Raw genomic sequence first — 22,436 nt, forward strand, 5'->3', positions numbered from 1 at the left:
GAAAGTTGAGCCTGTCCCGCAGAGAGGAGTTTTCATGGAAAGCGATGTCTCGCAACTCAGCAGGTCCACCGCTGGCAATCGAAAGAAATGGACCCTTGCCGCCTACCGGTTCATGGCGCGAAAAAGGCTGCAGCGCCGCGCGGAGATCAGTCTCAAAAGCCTGGCGGTGAAGAGCTGGGATATCGCGCCGGGCGGGGTGTTCCATTCGCCGCCGGCTATCTGCCTGCCGGGACAATTGGAGCGCGTGACCGGGTGGGAGGCGAAGCGCTTTTATCCTTTCGAGCACCCGGCCCGCACCATGGAAGGCCTGGGTGATGTGGTCCAAGGCCCGACTCGCGGCTATTTGATCAAGGATGTGTGGCTGATCGATGGCGCGCTGTACAAGGACACTGCAAGTCTGTGGTTGTCGCTCAAACCGAGTACGTTTCCGCGCATTCAGGTCGACACCGAGATCGACCGCGCCGCGGTCTACTGCACGCAAAACGGCAATACCTGGTTCGGCACCTGGCTGATGGAAGACTGCCCGACGTATGCCTTGGCCTGCGATGAAGGCGTCCCGGTCACCACCGCGCCCTCCGCCAGGTTCCCCATCTTCACCCAGGCCCCTGCCTACGAAGACTGGTTCGGCATGCAGCCGACTCGCTTGAATGCTGCGTTTTTCCGCGAGCTGGTGCTGTTCGATGATATGAGTAACAACCAGAGCAAGCATCTGCGCTACCGCGCCATGGGTGAAAAGTTGCTGTCGCACGTGAACCATGAGAGCCACCCTGGGGTTTTCATTCTGCGTGGTGGCGACGGTGACCTGCGCTTTTTGCGCAACGAACTCGAGGTCGCCGAGCACCTGCGCAAGACCCGGGGCTTTCGCATCCTCAATCCGTTGAAAACCGATGTCCCGACCATCGTCGCGACGTGCGCTGGGGCGCGGACGGTCATCGGGGTCGAAGGCAGCCAGCTCGTGCATGGCGTCAACATTCTGCAAACGGGCGGGTCTTTGCTGACACTGCAGCCGCCGAACCGCTTCGTCAGCTACTACAAATTCCTGACCGACCGCGACCGGCAGAATTTCGGCTTCGTGGTCGGGACACCTGAGGGCGACGGCTTCAAGATCGATATTCAGGAAGTGGAACGTACGCTGGACTTGCTGCCGTAATAACAGGGCGACCAACAACAAAATTTCGCCATCACTGCACGTACATGGCGAGATTTTGATACTACACGTCGAGTTGGCGGGAGCGACGCAACCCTGACGGCGATTATTGTTTTCCCACTAACGCGGGAAACAATAATCATGCTGCCGACGACCAGAAGAATTGATAGTCACGTACACTTTTATACGTCGCAGGATCTGCGTCGGGTCGCTGGCTCGTTGCCTTATACGTTGCCTGAGCCGCATCCGCTCACCGCTTATCTGGATGAACTTATTACTGCCGGGATCACACCCGAAGTTATAAATAATGTGCATCTAAGTATCCTGCCCGATTCAGAAAACGTGTTTGCTTCGTTCGAAGAACTCAAACAACTCCAGGCGACAAACCCTCAGCGTTATGGCGACATTAAACTGGTAGGGACGATCAAGGCGGACCCTGTTTACGCCACTCGGGCACGTCTTGCACACCCGCAGGTTATCGGTGCCCGAATCGTGCTACACGATGCCAGGCCGGAAACGGTGTCGGCCACGCGCTTCAGCGATGAGCAATGGTCGGCGTTTTATGCACGACTGCTTCCGCACCAGCACCTGCACCTCTACGCCAAAGAAGCTGAGACCAATCTGCGCGTGCTGCGCCACATCCCGGACGATATCCGCGTGATCATCGATCATCTCGGCAGCTGCCACAGCGAGCGCGGCAGCACCGAGCCGGCTTACCTGGCGCTCCTGCTGGAAGCCGGAAGGCGCGGCAACGTGTGGTTCAAGGGTCCGGGCTATCGCACTTCTGTCTCTGCCGAGGAAACCGCGCGTTTCGTGACGCAAATCATCGGCGCCGTCGGCGCAGACAAAGTGTTGCTGGAAGCCACCGACGCCCCGCATGTCGGAACTGACAACAACGGTCAGTCTTATGCCGAGCTGTTTGATTTAAACAAAGCTTTCACTTTTGTTGATGCCGTAGCACAGCAAGTTTCCAGACAAACCCGAATTCCTGTTGGCCAACTTCTTCGTGGAGCTTCTGGCCAGTTGGCAGGTTGATTCACGCCCACGCTCTACACTTCGAGAACTCTAGCGATGACAGTCATTACTACAAAAGAAATAAACTTTGCCGTTAAGTACGGGGACGAAACGCTGAACCTCAGAGGAACAGTGTTTGAACCTCAAGAACTCGACGCGGCTGCCCGCAAACTGCCACCGGTGGTGTTCAACTCCGGCTTCACCGGTGGCGTGACGATGTACGGTCAGCTGTTCGGTCGCGCCCTGGCAGCCCGGGGTTATCGAGTGATGACCTACGACGTGGCCGGCTTTTTCTCCAACAAGGAAATTCGCAACACGCTCAAGGCCGGTGATCAGGTCATCACCCATGTGATCCTCGAAGACCAGAAAGATGAAGTCCTCGGCGCGGTGCAATGGGCACGCGACAATTTCGGCGAGATGCCGGTCGTAGCGTCCTGGGCGATGGGCTCGGTGGCCAGCCTCGGGGCAGTGGCTGAACTGGCCGCGGCGGGCGGCGAGCAGATCCGTTTCTGGGTGCCGATGAGCTACACCAACATCCGCAACCTGCAAGCCCTGCGTGCCGACAAAGCAGCGGCTGACGCGGCGATTCTCGAACTCCCGGACGACGCGGCGATCCCGCCGTTCGACACCGGCACCGCCGCGACCGGCCTCGGCTATTACCCACTGGATCCTGAGACCCAGGCCTACGTGGATCAGCAGTTGGGCGGCTACACCGAAGCGGGCGGCGCTGACCGTTGGCCGGGCTGCACTCACGTGTCGGCGAAGTCTTACAAATCCTATGTCGCGTATGATCCGGAGCAGTCCATCGAAGGTGCAAAAGGCTTCCCGCCGGCACTGATTATCCATGGCGCCGACAACACCCTGCACATGCCGTCCGAGTCAGTGCGTCTGCACCGCCACTACCCGGGCGATGCCGGCCCGAGCGCGCTGATCATTGCGCACATGCAGCACGGCCAGCAGAACCAGGTCGACAGCCCGGTGTTTACCTCGATGATCCAGAGCATCGACGAGGCCATCCGCGCACGCGGCTGATCCTCTTGCCCGCCCTGTGAGACCCCGGCGAGGGGTCTCACAAGCGATTCCAGAACCGCGACCGCACAGGCTGCGGTTTTGCCCATCCACGTCTCGAAGATTCTGTCTGGCTGTCTGCGTGGCCAAGCCCTAACATAGCGCGTCCAACGCCATTCCTCCGGGCTGGCCTGAGCCGTGTTGTTCAACGGCTGGAACCACCTATGACAAGGATCTGGCGATGACGAGCCCCAGTGAATCAGCGACGTCTGTGAACAATTCCACCACCAAGCGCATCGGCCTGCTGATCCTCCCGCAGTTCTCCATGATGGCGCTGGCGGGTGCCAGTGAACCGTTGCGCGCAGCGAATCGTCTGTCCGGCAAGACGCTCTATGAATGGATTGTCCTCACGGAATCCGGCGGCCCGGTCAGTTCCAGCAGCGGCTTCGAGATCCAGACCCTGCCAATCGATCAGGCGCCCGAAATCGATCGCGTTTTCGTCCTCGCAAGCCTCGACATCGAACATCAGAAACCACCGAAAATGCTGCGCTTTTTACAGCGTGCAGCGGCCCGGGGGAAAACCGTGGGCGCCTTGAGCACCGGTACCTTCATTCTGGCGCGTGCCGGGTTGCTGGAGGGCAAGCGCTGCACCTTGCACTGGGAATCCATCGGGCAGTTTTCCGAAGAATTTCCCAACATCGAGGTGACCAAGGAGCTCTACGTCAATCATGGCAACCGCTGGACCTGCGCGGGAGGCACCGCCGCCATTGACCTGATGCTGGCGCAAATTGCCCTGGATTTCGGCAACCAACTGGCCGCCAGCGTTGCCGAGCAATTTCTCCATGCCAGGATCCGCGCGCCCGAAGAGCATCAGCGGATGTCGATTCAGTGGCGGTTCGGGATCCACGATAAACGCCTGACGGCCGCCATTGCGTTCATGGAAAACAATCTGGAGAGCATTGTCGGCATCGAAGAAATCGCCGACCGCTGCAACTTGTCGCATCGCCAGTTGGAACGCTTGTGGCATCAGCACTTCGGCATGACGCCGAAAAAATTCTACCTCGAGCTGCGGCTCAATGAAGCGCGCCGGTTGCTGCGCGAAAGCACCCAGCCCATTGCATCAATCGCCTACAGCTGCGGCTTCGTTTCCGCGTCTCACCTGGGCGCTGCTTATCGTCGGGTGTGGGGATGCACGCCCGGGGAAGAGCGGCGGAAATTTGATGATGCGCATTCCTGACGGTGATGGCCGCCACTGTCGGCCATCGGGATCCAATTTGGCGAATATACCCCCCGCGCCAAACCTCTCTGAAAAACCCCATAGCAAGCTAATGACTGGATGCGACGGCCGGTGCGCGCAGGCAACGTTCGACGAGGCAGCTATTCTGTAGTGATCGTGCTCCCAGTCGAATCCAGACCTTTTAATGGCAACTGTCGGGCTTCGTGACGTCGATTTTTTGATAGAGATCGTCGCACTCAAAGCTCAGGCTCCGTCCTGTGGCGAGTTAAGGTTGATGACAAATCCGGCACACGCTTCCAGATGCGCACACCGGAAAAAACAACAATGACGTGAAGAAGGCATATCAACCATGGAAACCTTGAGTTTCATTCTGGAAAACGGAGCGCTGATCGGCCTGCTACTCGGTCAGCACCTCCTCATCGTGGCGGTAGCGGTGGGCCTGGCGATTCTGACGGGCGTACCTGTCGGCATCGCGATCTCCCAGCACCCCAGAGCCCGCCGTTGGGTCCTGGCCTTTGCCGCTGTGCTAATGACCATTCCCTCTGCCGCGCTGTTCGGCTTGATGATTCCGGCCCTGTCGCAGATCGGCTACGGCATCGGTGTCGTGCCGGCCGTCATTGCGCTGTTTCTCTACTCGCAACTGCCGATCATCCGCAACACCACCACCGCGATCTCGAACATCGACCCCGCCTTGCGCGAAGCGGCGGTCGGGATGGGCATGTCGACCTGGCAGCGTCTGCGCAAGGTTGAGCTGCCGCTGGCGGTGCCGTTGATCATGGCGGGCGTGCGCATGGCGACGGTGATCAACATCGGCATCGCGGCCATCGCGGCCTATATCGGCGCCGGTGGCCTGGGCAGTCTGATCATTCGCGGTATCGCTCAATCCGATACGCGCCAGCTGTTGGCCGGCGCGATCATCATCAGCGTCATTGCCATCGCCGCCGATTATGCGTTGTACGGGTTGCAGCGCCTGTTGACGCCCAAAGGCTTGAACAAGAACACAGTGGCCGCTGGCCGAATGAAGGAAGCTACGACGTGATCCAGATCGATAACTTAAACAAAAAATTTGGCTCAATCACTGCAGTAGAAGATGTCTCTTTCAACGTTGAAGAGGGACAGATCTGCGTACTGCTCGGGCCGTCGGGCTGCGGCAAAACCACGACGCTGAAAATGATCAACCGCCTGATCACGCCCACCTCGGGCACGATCAAAATCGGCGGGCGCGACACGTCCGAACTGGACAGCGTCACCCTCAAGCGCTCGATCGGCTATGTGATCCAGCAAGTCGGTCTGTTCCCGAACATGACCGTCGAGGAAAACATCTGCGTCGTCCCCAATCTATTGGGATGGGACAAGACCAAAAGCCGCAAGCGCGCCGCTGAGCTGCTGGAAGTCGTCGCGCTGGACCCGGCCAGGTTTTTGAAACGCTATCCGTGCGAACTCTCGGGCGGTCAACAGCAACGCGTCGGCGTGGCCCGGGCGTTGGCGGCCGACCCACCGGTGATGCTGATGGACGAGCCGTTCGGCGCCATCGACCCGATCAACCGGGACGTGATCCAGGATGAGTTCATGCGCATCCAGCGCCAGGTCGGCAAGACCGTACTCTTCGTCAGTCACGACATCGACGAAGCGGTGAAAATGGCCGACTGCGTCGCCCTGTTTCACAACGGCAAAATTGAACAGTTCGGCAGCTCGGATGACCTACTGGCCCGCCCGAACAGTGAATTCGTCGCCAACTTCATGGGCGGCGACCGGATCATGAAGCGCCTGCGGCTGCTGCGCGCGGCTGACGTCGCGACGATGATCGCGCCACGGGACCAGATGCAGGTAGTGGGCGGCAACAACGGCATCGCTTCGCGCTCGCATTTGATCGTCAAGCCGGGCGATGACTTGCGCCAGGTGCTCTCGCAACTGCTGGGTCGCGGTCAGGACTGGGCCTTGTGCAACGACAGCGACGGGCGCTTTATCGGCTATGTCCATCAGGCCGATATCCTCGCACGACTTGTTGAAAACATTACGCCAGTGGTGCACTGATCATGTCTGACTTAATGCTTCGAGTGTGGGAGGGGCTCCAGTATTACTGGGGCGATATCAGCTACCTGACCGTCCAGCATATGCAGATCGTGGCGGTCAGCGGCGCGCTGGCTTTGCTCGTCGCGCTGCCGTTGGGCGTGTGGATGAGTCGTCCGGCGAACCAGCGCTACGCCATGGCCAGTATGCAGGTGCTCAACGTCGGGCAGGCGATACCCAAGCTCGCGCTGTTGGCGCTGGCCATGAGCCTGATCGGTGTTGGCAGTGGTGCGGCGATCTTCGGCTTGTGGGTGGCGACGTTGTTGCCGGTGGCGGTCAACACCTATGAAGGTTTGCGCGCCGTCCCGCAGCACTTGATCGAAGCCGCCGAGGCCATGGGCATGACGCCCCGGGAAACGCTGTGGAAGGTCGAAATTCCGAACGCCATGAACGTGATTTTTGCCGGCATTCGCACGGCACTCGCGATCAACGTCGGCACCGCACCGCTGGCTTTTCTGGTGGGCGGCGGCGGGCTGGGCGAGCTGATCTTTACCGGTATCGACCTGAATGACTTCGGCATGATGCTGGCCGGCGCCGTAGCGACCGCGCTATTGGCCATTGCGGTGGATTTGACTTGCGGCCTGTTGCAGAACCTCACGGTTTCTCGGGGTTTGAGGTTGGCAGGGCGCGAATAGAGTTAAAGGCAAATAAACAATAACTAATAAAACGAGGTGCATTATGCGTTATCGAATGCTGGCCAGCCTGATCTGCACACTGAGTCTGATGTTCGGGATCACCGGCAGTGCGTCAGCCAACAGCACCATTGTTGTCGGCGGGAAAAAATTCACAGAGCAGCAACTGGTTGCCGAAATGACCACTCAGTTATTGCGCGCCAATGGTTACAGCGTCGATAAACGCCCGGACCTCGGCTCTTCTATTTTGCGTGCGGCACAAGAGAACGGTCAGGTCGATGTGTATTGGGAATACACCGGCACCTCGCTGGTGACTTACAACAAAGTCACCGACAAACTGGATGCTGACGAAACATACAAACGCATCAGTACCCTGGATGCAGCGAAGGGCATTACCTGGCTGAACCCGTCAAAAGCCAACAACACTTACGCGTTCGCCATGCGCAAGGACGAGGCCGAGAAAGAGGGCATCGCCTCGCTCAGCGATCTTGCGAAGAAAATCGGCGAGGGCAAAGCCTACAAGTTCGCCTCCAACGCGGAATTCTTTTCCCGGTCCGATGGTTTGCGACCTCTGCAGGAAACGTACAAGTTTGAATTCCCGCGCAAAGACGTCATCCGCATGGACGGTGGCCTGACTTATCAAGCACTGCGCGATGGCCAGGTGAATGTGGCATTGGTGCTGTCGACTGACGGGCGCATTCCGGCCTTCGGGTTTGTCGTGCTGAAGGACGATAAAGGCTTTTTCCCCAGCTACGCGCTGACGCCAGTGATTCGGACCGAGGTCGTCAAAGCGAATCCGAAGATCGGTGAATTGCTCAATGCGCTGTCGTCCAAGCTGGATGACGACACCATCGCCGGTCTCAACTCCCGGGTCGACGTCGGCCGTGAGTCCATTGAGAGTGTATCGACCGAATTCTTGCAAAAGAGCAAGTTGCTCTGATAACGGCTTCAACCGTTTGAAACCTTCTTAAACGATCAGGGCCAGCGGAATACCGCTGGCCTCTTTTTCGTGCGCGTCTGCAACGCTGAATCAGATAAGTCCCCGTTGTGCCCAAGTTCATCGCACCTGCTTGAGGCGAGAGCCCGTTCGCCTGTCCCCATTAGGAGAATCAAAAGTGCAGTTCAATAAAAAGTTCGTGGCATGCTCATTATTGTTACTGGCCGCCAGTGCTCAGGCGGACGACAAAATCGACCAGATGACGCTCGCCGATATGCGCCAGGCGCTGAACAGTGGGAGCCTGACTTCCGAGCAACTTGTCCGGCACTACCTGGATAACATTCGCGCCAACAATCATCAGGGGCAAAACATCAACGCCCTGGTGACTATCAACGAAAAAGCCCTCGAACAGGCTAAACAGTGGGATGCCGCACGGGCAAAAAACCCCACGGCCAAGTATGCGCCGCTGGCCGGCATTCCCTTCGTTGCCAAGGACAACTTCGACACGCGCGGCATGGTCACTTCGGGGGGCTCCTATGTGCTGCGTTCATCGCAGCCGAGCCAGGACGCGTTCACCGTCAAGAAGCTGATCGACGGGCAAGCGATTCTGCTCGGCAAAGCCAATATGTCGGAACTGGCGGCGTCGTTTGGCTGGTTTGGCTACAGCTCGTTCGGCGGCCAGACGCTCAACCCGAAAAACACCAAGCGTGATGCGTCGGGGTCCAGCAGCGGCTCTGCGGCCGCCGTGGCGGCCAAATTTGCGCCCTTCGCGCTGGGCTCGGACACCAGCGGGTCGATCCGCGCACCGGCCAGCGTCACCGGGACGGTGGGTTTTCGGCCGTCGTTGGGGTTGATCAGCCGCAGCGGGATTATTCCGCTTTCGCTCGCGTTCGATACCGGTGGCGTCATCACCGATAGCGTCCTTGATCAAGCCATCGTGCTGGATGCGATCAAGGGCCAGGACCCCAGCGATTCAGCGACCCTGGACCTTGCCTCAGACCCGATTCACTTCGAGCAGGGCTTGAGTCAGTCCTCGCTCGAAGGCAAGACCATTGGCGTTATCACCAACTTCAAGGGCGCCAATCCCGAGGTTGATCAGGTGTTTCAGGCCGCGCAGGAAACCCTCGTCAAGCGCGGCGCGCATGTGGTCGCCATCGAACTGCCCAAGGGATTTGAAACGCTGTGGGGCGATGTCCTCGGCCCGGTCGGGGAGGGCGAATTCAAGCCGCAATTCGAGCGTTACCTGGCGACCCTCAATCCGAATCAGCCGCGCACGCTGGCGCAATTTCTCGACCTTGCCCGGAAAAACCAGGCAGCCAAGGGCGCGCACGGCATGAACCCGGCACGCCTGGCCGGGCTGGAAGCGCTGGAGAAAACCACTGGCACCGATTCGCCGTTGTACATCTCGATTCTCTCCAGAAAAATCCCGCAGCTGCGCGAGGAACTGATGAGCATCATGAAAACCAACGAGGTCGACAGCCTGTTCTTCGCCACACTCAATTGCCCGGCGTCGGTGATTCATGGCGTCAAAGACGACAGCTACGTGTGCCAATCCGGTGATACCTACGCGTCCTCGTACATTGCCTCGGCGACTGGCTTCCCCGAGATCACGGTTCCGGCAGGCACGATCAAAGGCAACCTGCCTGTCGGTGTTTCGTTTCTGGGCGGCTATGGAGAAGACGCCAAAGTCGTGAGTTTTGGCTACGCCTTTCTCGGGCGCTAAGGGCCGCTCATATCTGTTCCAGCAACCACCTGCGGAATGCGATCAGCGATGGCAGCATTTCGTTGCGTGGCGGATAGGTCAGGTAGTAACTACGTTGACTGGCGAACGGCAGGTCGAGGCTGATCAACTCTGAATTGAGCAGCTCGTCGGTCACCAGGATGCGCGGCACCAGACCGATGCCGATGCCGGCCCTGACGGCCTGGATCAGGTGTGAAGTGAGTTCGAAGCTGGGCCCCAGGCGCATCATTCGGTGGGGCAGGCGGTGGTGGCTGAACCACTCGCCCCAGACATTGGAATTGTTCGCGACGTTGAGCAGCGTCTGTGCGCCGATGCGCTCCGGAGTCCAGTCGTCATGGGCGCTGGCGACCTGTGGCGAGATGATCACCATCAGTTCCTCGGCGTGCAGGCGATGGCTGATCAGGCCCGGCATGTCGCCGCTGCCGACGACGATGGCGGCATCGATGCCGCTGGTTTCGAAGTCGACCGCGTCAATCCGCGAGTTGATGTGCACCAGCATGCCGGGATGGTTTTTGTAGAAGTCATGCAGGCGCGGCAACAGCCATTTCGAGCCGAACGTCGGCAAGGTCGCCAGACGCAGGTTGCCGCTGCCGGATTGATACGCCATCGCCTGCAACGTGGCGCTGCGGATGCGCCCGAGCGCATCACTCATTTCCCGTTGATACAGGCGACCGACGTCGGTCAACTGCACCTGTCGGCCTTCGCGGCGAAACAGCGTCAGGCCCAATTGCTGCTCAAGCGCCTGGACCTGGCGGCTGACTGCGCTCTGCGTCAGGGACAATTCCAGCGCGGCGCGGGTGTAGCTTTCATGGCGGGCGGCGGCTTCAAAGGCCAGCAGCAACGACATCGAGGGAGTGAGGTGGCGGTAATTCATTCAGAAAAGTCATCGATAGCGGCAGGAATATCCGTTTGTCCGGCGCCCGAACCTGCAGGATCATTGGCGCAGCCGACGACCTGAGGCTGGCCTATTAATGCTCAGGCGACAAGTATTTTGATTATTTCCGTGATTAGACCGACAAGAGGCACCCTGCGATGATCGCCCAACTGCCCACCGTTGCACCGGCGCCACAGTACCCGGAATTTCTCGAAGCGCTGCGCACCCGCGGCTTTCGCGGTCAGCTCAGCGCCGACTACGCCACGCGTACCGTGCTGGCGACCGACAACTCGATTTATCAGCGTTTGCCGCAAGCGGCGGTGTTCCCGCTGGACGCCGACGATATCGCGCGCATCGCCACCTTGATGGCGGAACCGCGTTTTCGTCAGATCAAACTGACCCCACGCGGTGGCGGCACCGGCACCAACGGCCAGTCCTTGACCGATGGCATCGTCGTCGACCTGTCGCGACACATGAACGGCATCCTTGAAATCAACGTCGCCGAGCGTTGGGTGCGGGTGCAGGCGGGCGTGGTCAAGGATCAGCTGAATGCCGCGCTCAAACCCCACGGGCTGTTCTTCGCCCCGGAGCTGTCGACGTCGAACCGCGCGACCATTGGCGGGATGATCAACACCGATGCCAGCGGCCAGGGCAGTTGCACCTACGGTAAGACCCGCGACCACGTGCTGGAACTGCACAGCGTATTGCTCGGTGGCGAGCGGCTGCACAGTCAGCCATTGTCCGACGCGCAACTCGACGCGGCGTGCGCACACACCGGACGCATCGGCGAGGTCTACCGTACGGCGCGGCAGATTCACGAGACCCAGGCCGACTTGATCGAGTCGGTATTCCCCACACTCAACCGCTGCCTGACCGGTTATGACCTGGCGCACCTGCGCGACGAGCAGGGGCGCTTCAACCTCAACAGCGTGCTGTGCGGCGCCGAAGGGTCGTTGGGTTACATCGTCGAAGCCAAGCTCAACGTGCTGCCGATTCCCACGTATTCGGTGTTGGTCAATGTGCGCTACGGCAGCTTCATGGATGCCCTGCGTGACGCCAACGCATTGCTCGCGCACAAGCCGCTGTCGATTGAAACCGTCGATTCCAAAGTGCTGATGCTGGCGATGAAAGACATCGTCTGGCACAGCGTGGCCGAGTATTTCCCGGCGGACGCCGAGCGCCCGACACTGGGCATCAATCTGGTGGAGTTCAGCGGCGAAGACGTGGCGCAGGTGAATGCTTGCGTGGCGGCGTTCGTTGAACATCTGCAAGTCGACACAACGATTCAACGGCTGGGCCACACACTGGCGGAAGGTGCCGCGGCAGTCACCCGCGTCTATGCCATGCGCAAACGCTCGGTGGGGCTGCTGGGCAACGTCGAAGGAGAGGTACGCCCGCAGCCTTTTGTCGAAGACACCGCCGTGCCGCCGGAGAAACTGGCCGACTACATCACTGAATTTCGCGCATTGCTGGACAGCTATGGCCTGGCCTACGGCATGTTCGGCCACGTCGATGCCGGGGTGTTGCACGTGCGCCCGGCGCTGGACATGAAAGACCCGGCCCAGGCCGCGCTGGTCAAGCCGATTTCCGATGCCGTGGCCGCGCTGACCCGGCGTTACGGCGGCCTGCTGTGGGGTGAACACGGCAAGGGTTTGCGCTCGGAATACGTCCCGGAGTTTTTCGGCGAACTGTACCCGGCGCTGCAATCGCTGAAGGGCGCGTTCGACCCGCATAACCAGCTCAACCCCGGCAAGATCTGCACCCCGCCGGACAGTGCTCAAGGTCTGCTCAAGGTTAACGAAGTGACCTTGCGCGGCGATCTCGATCGGCAAATCGACGAGCGCGTCTGGCAAAGTTTCGGCACCGCCGTGCACTGCAACGGCAACGGCGCCTGCTACAACTTCGATCCCGACGACGCGATGTGCCCGTCGTGGAAAGCCACCCGTGAACGCCAGCATTCGCCGAAGGGCAGGGCGTCGTTGATTCGCGAGTGGTTGCGCCTGCAAGGGGCGGCGCAGATCGACGTGCTGGAAGCGGCCCGGGGCAAGGTGTCGTGGTTGAAAGGATGGCCGGCGCGGTTGCGCAATAACCTGGCGCGCTCGCGGGGTGAGGCGGATTTTTCCCATGAAGTCTACGACGCCATGGCGGGCTGCCTGGCCTGTAAATCCTGCGCCGGGCAATGCCCGATCAAGGTCAACGTGCCGGAATTTCGTTCGCGCTTTCTGCAGCTCTACCACGGCCGCTACCAACGGCCGATGCGCGATTACCTGATCGGCTCGCTCGAGTTCACCATTCCCTACCTGGCGTACGCGCCGGGGCTGTACAACGCGGTGATGGGCTCGCGATGGATCAGCGGTTTGCTTGAGCGGCACATCGGCATGCTCGACAGTCCGCTGATCCACCGCTTCAACTTGCAGGCCGTGTTGACCCGCTGCAATGTCGGCGTGGCCAGCGTGTCGGCCCTGCGCTCACTCACACCGGCGCAACGTGAGCGCAGCGTGGTGCTGGTGCAGGACGCCTTCACTCGTTACTTCGAAACACCGTTGCTGGCGTCGTTTATCCAGTTGGCGCATCGGTTGGGCTATCGCGTGTTCCTGGCGCCCTACAGCGCCAACGGCAAGCCGCTGCACGTGCAGGGTTTCCTCGGCGCATTCAACCAGGCGGCGATCCGCAATGCCCGGCAGCTCAAGGCGTTGGCCGACTGCGAAGTCCCGCTGGTGGGGCTGGACCCGGCGATGACCCTGGTCTACCGCCAGGAATATCAAAAAGTACCGGGGCTGACCGAGTGCCCGAATGTCCTGCTGCCGCAGGAGTGGCTGGTCGATGCGCTGCCCGAAAGGCTGAATAGCGCCCCGCAGACCTACCGTTTACTGGCGCACTGCACCGAGAAAACCAACGTGCCGGCCAGCACGGCGCAATGGCAGACGGTGTTTGCCCGGTTCGGGCTGAAATTGGTGAACGAGGCCACGGGATGTTGTGGCATGTCCGGCACCTACGGCCATGAAGCGCGCAACCAGGACACCTCACGGGTTATTTTCGAGCAATCCTGGGCCGGTAAGCTGGACAAGCCCGGCGAAGCGCTGGCGACGGGTTACTCGTGCCGCAGCCAGGTCAAGCGCCTGGCCGATCAGCAACTGCGTCACCCGCTGGAAGTGCTGCTGGAGCATGCGCTTTAACGGTGAATGAACGCCCAATGTGCAGCCAAAAAAAGAGGTTTATCACGGATTGCCGGGGCTTTTTGATTCCCGCAGACACTGCAAACCCATTGTGGGAGCGAGCCTGCTCGCGAAGACGACGGCACATTCACATCAGAGGGGACTGACAGAGCGTTTTCGCGAGCAGGCTCGCTCCCACAGGTCTCAGCAGGTCTGGGCTCCATGCCGGCAAAAAAAAAGCCCGCCAAAAAATCGAGTGGCGGGCTTTTGGGAAGCACCGGTTCAGCCAGGAGAGCGTCGATCCGGTTTTGGGAAAACAGTCACATCAAGCGGCGATGCCTTGCACGTGTGCCAGCCGATCCAGGCGCAGGCGGTTGAAGGCCAGCAGGCGCATGACATAGCCGAGCTTGATCGCGGTCGGGCCGAGTATCGTCATGGCATGGGCGCCCACCAGCTGCGGCAGGCTGAGGTAGGCGTCGCAGCCATACGCCAGGATGATCCCGACCAGCAGCATGACCAGCCCGCCGAGCAGCAGCACGTGCGACAGCCTCAATACGCGAAGCGGATTGTCGAAGAAGTCATACATGTCGGTCACCCCGGATGCTGCGCGTCAGGCCACTGGAATCAGCGGGTCGGCAGCGGCCAGCGCAGTCGCCCGATCAGCCGCCGGCGGATAAATCCACACGGTGTTGATTTGGGTCTTGAGCTCCTTGGCTTCGGCCCCGACCAGTTTCAGCTGACGGTCCCAGCCTTCAGTGAACACCGCGCCCCAGGCCCCCAGGTCGAGGCAGGTCACGTACTTGGGCTGGCTGTAGGTCATCGGTTCGACGCCGAGCAAATCAGCGGCGACGTTGTTGCCGGCGTAACGGCCCAGGGCAATGGCGTGCTGGCACGACATGCCGGCAAAGTTGCCGAGGGTGTCGGTCGCGGCATACGCCACATCGCCGGCGGCGAAAACATCGGCATGCCCCAGGACCTTCAAGTTTCCGTCGACGTGCAGACGACCTTGCGGGTCGCGGGTGCCGACTATTTGGTCGGTGAGCGGGCTGGCGCGGAAGCCGACGGTCCAGATCACGGTGCTGGATTCGATGCGCTGACCGTCGGCCAGGGTCACGCCGCCAGCATCGACCGAAGCGACCGAGGCATTGAGCACCCATTCGATGCCCAGGTGTTCGGACGCTTCAACGATGGCGGGACGAATACCGTCACCCATCGACGCTGCGATTTGCGGGCCGCGATCGACCACGATCACTCTGATGTTGGCGTCGTCACCCAGTGCGGCGCGCAAACGGGCCGGCATTTCGGTGGCGGTTTCGATCCCGGTGAAACCGCCGCCGGCGACCACCACGGTGTTGCGTGCAGCGCTGTCCGGCAGATTTCTCAGCGCCTTGATGTGCGTTTCGAGGCGGGTGGCTTCTTCGATCTGGTCGACGTCGAAAGCGTGTTCGATCATGCCCTCAAGCGCAGGGCGAATCACCCGGCTGCCGGCTGCCAGCACCAGTCGGTCGTAACTCAGCGTGCCTCGGGTACCAAACACATCGCTGTAGGCCACCTGCTGGTTATCGGCATCAATGCTGTCGGCGGTGCCTTTGACGAATTTCACGCCCACGGAATCGAACAGGTCTCCGAGGGGCGCCATCATGGTATGCACATCAGGTTCGTAGAAGCGCGGACGAATGCGCAACTCGGCCTGGGGTGCGAGGACGGTGATCTGCACGTCGTTACGGTCATGCTTGTCCAACAGACGGGCGGCGCTCAATGCGCTCCATACCCCACCGAACCCTGCGCCAATAACTAGGATGTGCTGTGTCATGGGTTTACTCCTGAAGACCAAGTCGATCGTTGAATGGGGTGTCTGTTACGCGTGACCGTTTCGCTGCAGGAGATGGTATCGAGCGGGTCGGGGCGGGGCACTTCTACCTGGGGTTAGTGCCGACACGCTTAGGTGTGAGGCGGGCATACCAAGGTATTAAGGCGAGGGTGGGGTGGCTGTCAGGCGTGGGATTTGAGGATTTTTTCGACGCAGGCAATCAGTTCGCCGCAAGGGAAAGGTTTTGGAAAGAACGCGACGGGTTCCGGGGTATTGCCGCTGACCCGGGGAGGGGAGCCCTGGTAGCCGGTGATGAAGATGACTGGAATCCTGATGCCCCGGGCGGCCAGCGCTTCATACATTTGAATGCCCGACATGCCGGGCATTTGTATATCGGAGATCAGGCAGCCGGTGTCTTGAGGTCTGTCGCAGGTGAGGAAGTCTTCAGCGTTGGCATACACCCGCACGGTGTAGCCGTTGGAGCGCAACAAGCTGTCCAGCGCGATGCGCACTGACTCGTCATCGTCAACAACGGAAACCACAGCGGTATGAGGCATTTGGATACCTTGGCTGGTTGCGGGTAGCCATCGGGGGCGCCCGCTATTACCGCAAGATACGCTGTCCAGTCGGGGGGAATACTATACGTGGGTATAGCGCTGGTTTTGGGTTTGGGTTGGGGTTGGGGTTTGGGTGTATATCCGTTTCTGCGGTGATGGCGGCTATTGGTTTCGCCCTTACGGCGAGTCACTTTTGAAAAGCGCAAAAGTAACCCAAACGCTCTTGCCCCACCACTCGGCACCTCGCTTGGGCTCGGTGTGCCCGAACGAAGGCATTGCTCCGCGGGTCGCCGCGAAGGGCCATCCCTGGCCCAGCGCGGCTAAACCGGCATCCTTGCCGGTTTCCCCGCTGCGCAATGCCTGCGTTCGGCCAGCGTGGTTAACGGGGCGCCCAAGATCAAAATCAAAATCGCGGCGGCCTTCGGGCCGACCGGGGCGTCACGCGGGCGCGCTTCGCTTGTTTGTTCGTGCACACACTCTCACTGAATTTGCACTGTTCCCCTGTGGGAGCGAGCTTGCTCGCGATAGCGGAGTGTCAGTCGCCATCAATGTTGAATGTGAGACCGCCATCGCGAGCAAGCTCGCTCCCACAGGGAAATTTTGTTGGGCATGGGAGTGGTGTCACCATTCACCGCTGACGACCTGATCGAACCAACCCTCAGGCCAACTCACCCCCGACGATTGACCCCCAGTGCCTCGGCCATTCGCACTAGGTCGGCAAACGAGCGGGCGAACATTTTGCGCATGGCCTGGCCGCGATGGATCTTGACCGTGATTTCGCTCAGGCCGATTTCCCCGGCAATCTGTTTATTCATCAGCCCGGACACCGCCAGCGCCATCACGGTTTGTTCTCTGGGGGTGAGCGTCGCGTAGTGGCTGCGCAGTTCGTCGTTGCCGCGCTCGGACTCGCGCCGCACTTTGTCTCGGGCATGGGCGGCGGAAACGGCGTCGATCAAATCCTGTTCCCGAAACGGTTTGGCGAGGAAATCCACCGCGCCGGCCTTCATCGCCCGCACTGTCATGGCGATGTCGCCGTGCCCGGTCATGAACACGATCGGCAAGTTTATATTGGCGGCCAGCAATTCATGCTGGAAATCCAGCCCGCTGGTGCCTTGCAACCGCACATCCAGCACCAGGCAGCTGGGGATGTCCGGGCGGTTGAAGTTCATGAAGTCGGCGACAGAGCCAAACAGTTGCACCTGCAAACCGATGGAGCGCAACAGGCTGCCGAGTGCCTCGCGCAGCGGTGCATCATCATCAACGATGAAGACCAGCGGCTCATGGTTGACGACTTTGTTCATGGGGTGATGTTCGTTCATGGGGCTTCCATAGAGTGCGGTAGTCCTGATTAAGCAAAGCGGGGCATTCAGTTCGCTTCAGGGGTCGCCAATACCGGCAACGCGAACCTGAACGACGTGCCCTGGCCGGCGGTGCTGGTGGCCCAGATCCGCCCGCCGTGAAAATCGATGATCGAGCGGCAGATGGACAATCCCATGCCCAGGCCGCTTTCCTTGGTGGTGAAGAACGGCGTGAACAACGAAGGCAAGACCTCGGGTGCAATGCCCGAGCCCCGATCTTCTACTTCCACCACCGCTTCGTCGTTGCTGATCCAGGTGCGCACATGCAACACGCGATCGCGCACCTTGACCGCGTCCATGGCGTGGCAGGCGTTGATGATCAAATTGATGATCACCTGCTGCAGCTGCACCCGATCCGCATGGACCTGGCCCGAGCGTGCCGACAGTTCGACTGTCGGGCTGATCTTGTGATGCGCCATCTCTTGCTGGACCAGGCCCAGCGTCTCGCTGACGATATCGTCCAGTGATTCGCGCTGACGCAGCGGATCACATTTGCGCGACAGCGCCCTGATGCGGCTGATCACATCGCTGGCGCGGCACGAACTGGCGATGATGCGATCCAGTGATTGCAGCGCTTCGTTCAGGTCCGGCGCCGGGCGATCGAGCCAGCGGCGACACGCTTCGCCGCTGCTGGTGATCGCCGTCAGAGGCTGGTTCACTTCGTGGGCAATCGACGCGGCGAGCTCGCCGAGTGACGTGACGCGGGTGACGTGCGCCAGTTGTGCCTGAGCGCAGAAGAGGGCCGCCTCCGCCTCTTTACTGGCGGTGACGTCCATCAATGCGCCGATGTATTCGCAATCGTCGTGCTGTTCGAAGAGCGGGCTGGCAATCATCTGAATGTGTTTGATGCGGCCGTCGGGCATCAGCAGTCGGTGTTTGACTTCGATCAGGGCGTCACGCCGCGCCGCTTTGACAAAGACTTCCTGCGCGAGGTGCCGATCATCAGGGTGGGTGCGCGCCAAAACCATCGACACGGTCGGGCTGTCGCCCAGCGCGCATTCAAAGATCCGCGCCGATTCGTCCGACCAGGATATGTGTTCGCTGTCGCCACGAAACCCGACGCTGCCAGTTCGGCTCAGGCGCTGGGCGCCCGTCAGGTACACCTCGTTATGGCGCAGGCGGTCGGCCGCGTATTTGCTGCGCAGGGCCAGAAAGGTGATGGCCGACAGCGCGGTCAGGCAGCGAAAAAACCCCGTCGTTGAATCCCAGCGGTGATAGCCGCCGTTGTAGAGAAACATTGCCGTCAGCAACAACATGCACATCAGCGCGATGGAGATCACCACGTTAATGGAAAACAGGTTGGCGGCCATCAGTAACAGCGTGATGTACAGAATCGTCGGGGCGAGGTCGGTGTGGGTCTCGGAATTGATCACTACGATGCCGCAGGCCACGATCAGGCCGATCAACCAGCCCAAGGCGTTGATCAGCGGATTGGGGCTGATGCAGGTCGCTGCATCCAGCGTCCTCAGGTGGGCAGTGCGCGGCGCTTTGCCGAATAAACTGTAGAAAAACGGCAGCGCTTTGCGCGCAGTGGCAGACCTGTTGTTGTTCATTAGGGTCGTGCACTCCTGATGTCGGGGGGACGGAGCAAGGGTGCTTATCGTAGAAGCAATCGTTCTCATCGGGTAGGACATAAACCCCTGAAATACGGCCACGTGACCCGTTGGGCGAGGCGACATCAAAGGCTCTACATGACGTCAGCCATCACGCCCCTCAGCGAGAAAACCGGTTGCGGTATTCACGCGGTGAAATCGACAGATGGCGGTGGAAGGTGTAGCGCATGCGCTCTTCGTCGCCAAAACCGCACAGCTGGGCGATTTGATCGATGTTGCGCGGTGAGTCTTCGAGCATTCGTCGCGCGGCTTCCATGCGAAACATCTCAATGGCCTTCGCCGGGGTGCGCCCCACCTTGCGCTTGTAGACCCGGGCAAAATTGCGCGGGCTCATCTGCGCCTGGCGGGCCAGGGTTTCGACTGTCAGGTTGGCGTCGCTGAGGTTGGCGCTGATCCACAGGTGCAAATCGTCGAAGCTGCCACTGTCGTCCATTTGTGATTGCAGCAGCTGGCTGAACTGCGCCTGACCACCGGGGCGCTTGAGAAACACCACCAGCTCCCGGGCGACCTGCAACGCCACTTCGCGACCGCAATCGGCCTCGACCAGCGCCAGCGCCATGTCGATGCCGGTGGTGACCCCCGCCGAGGTCCAGACGGTGCCCTGCTGGATGAAAATCGCATCGATGTCGACATCAATGGTCGGGAAACCACTCTTGAGCATGTCGCACATCGCCCAATGCGTGGCGGCGCGCAACCCTTCAAGCAACCCGGCCTGGGCCAGCAAAAATGTGCCGCTGCACACTGAAGCGGTGCGTTTGGCCCTGACCGCCGCCTGCCGCAGCCAGTCCACCAGCGCGACGCCGTCAATCATGGCCTGGCGAATGTTCGGCGCGCCCGGCACGATCAGCGTATCCACCTCGCTCTCGTTGAATTCGTGCAGGGACGTGGTGTGCACCGACAAACCTTCGGCGGTCGCGATCAACCCGCCATCAAGACTCGCGGTGTGCAATTCGTAGCCCGGCAGACCGCGCTCGGCCATGGCTTTGGACGCCGCCCAGAACACGGTTTGTGCACCGGTCAGGTCCAGCAACCCCATTTGCGGATATGCAAGAAACACCACGGTGCGCGGTTTAGAGAGCGCTTCGGTGGGGCGGTGGGTCTCGAAAACGATCGAATTCATGGGCGGTGTAAGGCTCGGTTAGCGCCAGGCGCTGGCGCTGTAAGGAGGGCACTGACGTAAGGTGGAATAAGCCCACATGAAAAGCTTGTCAAGTTGTCGCGACAGGCGTGTCAGCGGCAGGCCACGCAAAAGTAAGGGGTAATGTGGGAACCGTAATCGCTGGCGTACCCGCTGTCGGCAACGCGATTCTGTTTCAGGTGATCGGAACCGTCCGACGCCAGTTGCCGTTCTTTCAGACGATCAGCACCGCCTTCAGCGACGCGATTCTGTTTCAGGTGATCGGAACCGTCCGACGCCAGTTGCCGTTCTTTCAGGCGATCGGCACCGCCTTCGGCAACGCGATTCTGTTTCAGGTGATCGGAACCGTCCGACGCCAGTTGCCGTTCTTTCAGGCGATCAGCACCGCCTTCGGCGACGTGCTGGTCCTTGGGTTTATCGGAGGCGTGTTGCACCAGCGGCGCAGTGGCATCCCGATCGCCGTCTGCTCGACCGCCGCTACGCACCTCGGCGGCGTAAGCCGATGCGGTTGTAAAACTGATTGAAGTCATCAGGGCAATTCCGAGTACAAAGCAGGGCGTTTTCATCGCGTTCACCTTTTATGATCAGGGATGTTCAAACCTCAGTCCTGATCTTAAGGGAACCGTCAAGCACGTCACTTATGCCTAGGTTTTCTACGCGGATATATAGGTATGAGGGGCTTATCCTCAGGTATACCTTGCAAAAACCAGGCTTTCTGAAAAGCTGGCCCGCGCAAGACCATTCAAACCAGTCGCCTTCACTTTGCAACGGAATCAGCATGCGGTATCGACGTCTCGACCTTAACCTTTTGGTGGCCCTGGATGCCTTGCTGAGCGAGTGCAGCGTGAGCAGGGCAGCCGAACGTTTGTGCCTGGGCCAGTCTGCGACGAGTTCCGCGCTGGGTCGGTTGCGCGAGCATTTCAATGACCCACTGCTGGTTCAGGTCGGACGGCGTCTGGAGCCGACTGCCTTGGGCCTGGAGCTACTCCCCAAAGTGCGTGAAGCGTTGGATCTGACGCGGGAGATCGTCGATTCACCGGCGGGTTTCGAGCCGGCATCCTGTACCCGGCAATTCACCTTGGTGGCGTCGGATTACGTGGTCGGGGTGCTCATGCCGGCGGTCAGTCTGGAACTCGCTCGCGTCGCTCCCGGCGTGCGTTTGCGCCTGCGCGACATGCCTGCCTCGCGGGACGGTGAAGTCGTCAGCGAAGCGCTCGACTATCGTCGCAGTGATTGCGTGATCGTGCCGCAGCGTCGTCTGAACCCCGATTACCCCCACGTACCGTTATTCAGCGATCACTTGTGTTGCATCGTCTGCACCCAACAGACGCAATTTGCCGAGGGCTTGAGCCTCGCCAGTTACTGTGCGGCCGAGCATGTGGTACGCGAGTTCTCCGACGGTCGAAACCTGGCAATGGATGCCGTGCATCTGCTTGAATCGGGTATTCAACGGCGGGTGGCGGTGGCGGTTGAAAGCTTTGCGCTCATCCCCGAATTTATCGTCGACAGCGCGCGCGTCGCCACCGTGTTTCGCCGCCAGGCGCAGCGTTTTGCCCAGCGTTATCCGCTGCGCATTCACCCCGCACCCTTGGCATTTCCGGAGGCCGTTCAAGTGCTGCAATGGCATCCCTATCAAGAGCACGATCCGGCGATGCGATGGTTTCGCGGCCTCTTGCTGGAGCAGGCCGCAATGCTCGATCAGCCCGGCAGCTGATCACCGTTATCGGCCACCAGCCCAACCTGCTCGATGGCCTGCATGGCACAGCGTTCATCATTGTCGGAGGTGTCGCCGCTGATGCCGATGGCCCCGAGAATCTGCCCCCGCGCATTTCGAATCAGCACACCTCCCGCCACGGGAATCACTTCGCCGCCGGTCAGGCTGTTGATCGCGTCAAAAAACGCTGGCATCGCTTGCGCGCGCCGCGCCAGTTCACGTCCGCCGAAACCCATGCCCAGGCAGCCGCGGGCTTTGCCGGTGGCGATCTGCGGTCGCAGGAAACTGGCGTGTTCGTCGCGCAGGATGGCCAACGGATGACCCGCGGCATCGAGCACCGCAGCCGCCAGGGGTTTAGCGCCTGTATCCCGGGCGATTTGCAGAGCGCTGCTGGCGAGGGTAGTGGCGGTCAGGATATCGAGTGGCTGCAT

The 22,436-nt window shown here is 60.4% G+C and carries 20 protein-coding genes; 11 read left to right on the forward strand and 9 right to left on the reverse strand.

All coding sequences use genetic code 11. The features are described 5' to 3' along the window. The first annotated feature begins 34 nt into the window (after positions 1-34). The 9 genes from F8N62_RS25395 (at position 35) to F8N62_RS25435 (ending at position 9,768) form a co-directional block, all read left to right on the forward strand. Positions 35-1,150: a glycosyltransferase 61 family protein gene (locus tag F8N62_RS25395; RefSeq protein WP_150713249.1), complete on the forward strand. Its 1,116-nt coding sequence runs from the start codon at positions 35-37 to the stop codon at positions 1,148-1,150. Between the two features lie 138 nt (positions 1,151-1,288). Beyond that, positions 1,289-2,182 (forward strand): amidohydrolase family protein, encoded by an 894-nt coding sequence (locus tag F8N62_RS25400; protein WP_150713250.1) that lies wholly within the window; start codon positions 1,289-1,291, stop codon positions 2,180-2,182. A 111-nt stretch (positions 2,183-2,293) separates the two neighbouring features. Further along, complete coding sequence (locus tag F8N62_RS25405; RefSeq protein WP_224791411.1) at positions 2,294-3,193, forward strand: alpha/beta hydrolase; 900 nt, start codon at positions 2,294-2,296, stop codon at positions 3,191-3,193. Positions 3,194-3,410: 217 nt separating this feature from the next. Beyond that, on the forward strand, positions 3,411-4,406 hold the full coding sequence (locus tag F8N62_RS25410) for a GlxA family transcriptional regulator (protein ID WP_150713252.1): 996 nt from the start codon (positions 3,411-3,413) through the stop codon (positions 4,404-4,406). Between the two features lie 349 nt (positions 4,407-4,755). Continuing rightward, a complete protein-coding gene (locus tag F8N62_RS25415; RefSeq protein ID WP_150713253.1) occupies positions 4,756-5,445 on the forward strand; it encodes an ABC transporter permease in 690 nt (229 codons plus the stop codon). Then, positions 5,442-6,440 carry an ABC transporter ATP-binding protein gene (locus tag F8N62_RS25420; RefSeq protein WP_150713254.1) on the forward strand — a complete coding sequence of 333 codons (999 nt, stop codon included), beginning with the start codon at positions 5,442-5,444 and terminating at the stop codon, positions 6,438-6,440. Before F8N62_RS25415 ends, F8N62_RS25420 begins: the two co-directional genes overlap by 4 nt. 2 nt (positions 6,441-6,442) lie before the next feature. Continuing rightward, the gene (locus F8N62_RS25425) at positions 6,443-7,111 is read left to right on the forward strand and encodes an ABC transporter permease (RefSeq protein ID WP_150713255.1); all 669 of its coding nucleotides are present in this window, start codon (positions 6,443-6,445) and stop codon (positions 7,109-7,111) included. Positions 7,112-7,154: 43 nt separating this feature from the next. Beyond that, positions 7,155-8,048, forward strand: coding sequence for a glycine betaine ABC transporter substrate-binding protein (locus F8N62_RS25430; RefSeq protein WP_150713256.1), 894 nt, complete (start codon positions 7,155-7,157; stop codon positions 8,046-8,048). A gap of 175 nt (positions 8,049-8,223) precedes the next feature. Next, complete coding sequence (locus tag F8N62_RS25435) at positions 8,224-9,768, forward strand: amidase family protein (RefSeq protein WP_150713257.1); 1,545 nt, start codon at positions 8,224-8,226, stop codon at positions 9,766-9,768. 7 nt (positions 9,769-9,775) lie between these two features. Here F8N62_RS25435 and F8N62_RS25440 read toward each other — a convergent pair whose 3' ends face one another. Continuing rightward, on the reverse strand, positions 9,776-10,660 hold the full coding sequence (locus F8N62_RS25440) for a LysR substrate-binding domain-containing protein (protein ID WP_150713258.1): 885 nt from the start codon (positions 10,658-10,660) through the stop codon (positions 9,776-9,778). Positions 10,661-10,818: 158 nt separating this feature from the next. Between F8N62_RS25440 and F8N62_RS25445 the strand changes: the two genes are divergently transcribed. Next, on the forward strand, positions 10,819-13,836 hold the full coding sequence (locus F8N62_RS25445; RefSeq protein WP_150713259.1) for an FAD-binding and (Fe-S)-binding domain-containing protein: 3,018 nt from the start codon (positions 10,819-10,821) through the stop codon (positions 13,834-13,836). Positions 13,837-14,140: 304 nt separating this feature from the next. Here F8N62_RS25445 and F8N62_RS25450 read toward each other — a convergent pair whose 3' ends face one another. From F8N62_RS25450 to F8N62_RS25480, 7 genes are all read right to left on the reverse strand, one after another. Beyond that, positions 14,141-14,401: a transmembrane sensor/regulator PpyR gene (locus tag F8N62_RS25450; protein ID WP_150713260.1), complete on the reverse strand. Its 261-nt coding sequence runs from the start codon at positions 14,399-14,401 to the stop codon at positions 14,141-14,143. Positions 14,402-14,425: 24 nt separating this feature from the next. After that, positions 14,426-15,628 (reverse strand): NAD(P)/FAD-dependent oxidoreductase, encoded by a 1,203-nt coding sequence (locus F8N62_RS25455; protein WP_150713261.1) that lies wholly within the window; start codon positions 15,626-15,628, stop codon positions 14,426-14,428. A gap of 179 nt (positions 15,629-15,807) precedes the next feature. Beyond that, a complete protein-coding gene (locus F8N62_RS25460) occupies positions 15,808-16,182 on the reverse strand; it encodes a response regulator transcription factor (protein ID WP_150713262.1) in 375 nt (124 codons plus the stop codon). A 668-nt stretch (positions 16,183-16,850) separates the two neighbouring features. Further along, a complete protein-coding gene (locus tag F8N62_RS25465; RefSeq protein WP_150713263.1) occupies positions 16,851-17,501 on the reverse strand; it encodes a response regulator transcription factor in 651 nt (216 codons plus the stop codon). Positions 17,502-17,548: 47 nt separating this feature from the next. Then, a complete protein-coding gene (locus tag F8N62_RS25470; protein WP_150713264.1) occupies positions 17,549-19,093 on the reverse strand; it encodes a sensor histidine kinase in 1,545 nt (514 codons plus the stop codon). Positions 19,094-19,253: 160 nt separating this feature from the next. Next, entirely contained in the window at positions 19,254-20,273 is a 1,020-nt protein-coding gene (locus F8N62_RS25475) for a GlxA family transcriptional regulator (RefSeq protein WP_150713265.1), read from the reverse strand. A 110-nt stretch (positions 20,274-20,383) separates the two neighbouring features. Continuing rightward, positions 20,384-20,821 (reverse strand): hypothetical protein, encoded by a 438-nt coding sequence (locus F8N62_RS25480; protein WP_224791412.1) that lies wholly within the window; start codon positions 20,819-20,821, stop codon positions 20,384-20,386. A 248-nt stretch (positions 20,822-21,069) separates the two neighbouring features. Here F8N62_RS25480 and F8N62_RS25485 point away from each other — a divergent pair, with 248 nt between their 5' ends. After that, entirely contained in the window at positions 21,070-22,005 is a 936-nt protein-coding gene (locus tag F8N62_RS25485) for a LysR family transcriptional regulator (RefSeq protein ID WP_150713266.1), read from the forward strand. Here the strand turns inward: F8N62_RS25485 and F8N62_RS25490 are convergent. After that, positions 21,990-22,436, reverse strand: a complete 447-nt coding sequence (locus F8N62_RS25490; protein WP_150713267.1) for a GlcG/HbpS family heme-binding protein — start codon at positions 22,434-22,436, stop codon at positions 21,990-21,992. The genes F8N62_RS25485 and F8N62_RS25490 overlap by 16 nt on opposite strands.

This window comes from Pseudomonas fluorescens, from assembly GCF_902497785.1.
Taxonomy (GTDB): domain Bacteria; phylum Pseudomonadota; class Gammaproteobacteria; order Pseudomonadales; family Pseudomonadaceae; genus Aquipseudomonas; species Aquipseudomonas fluorescens_BO.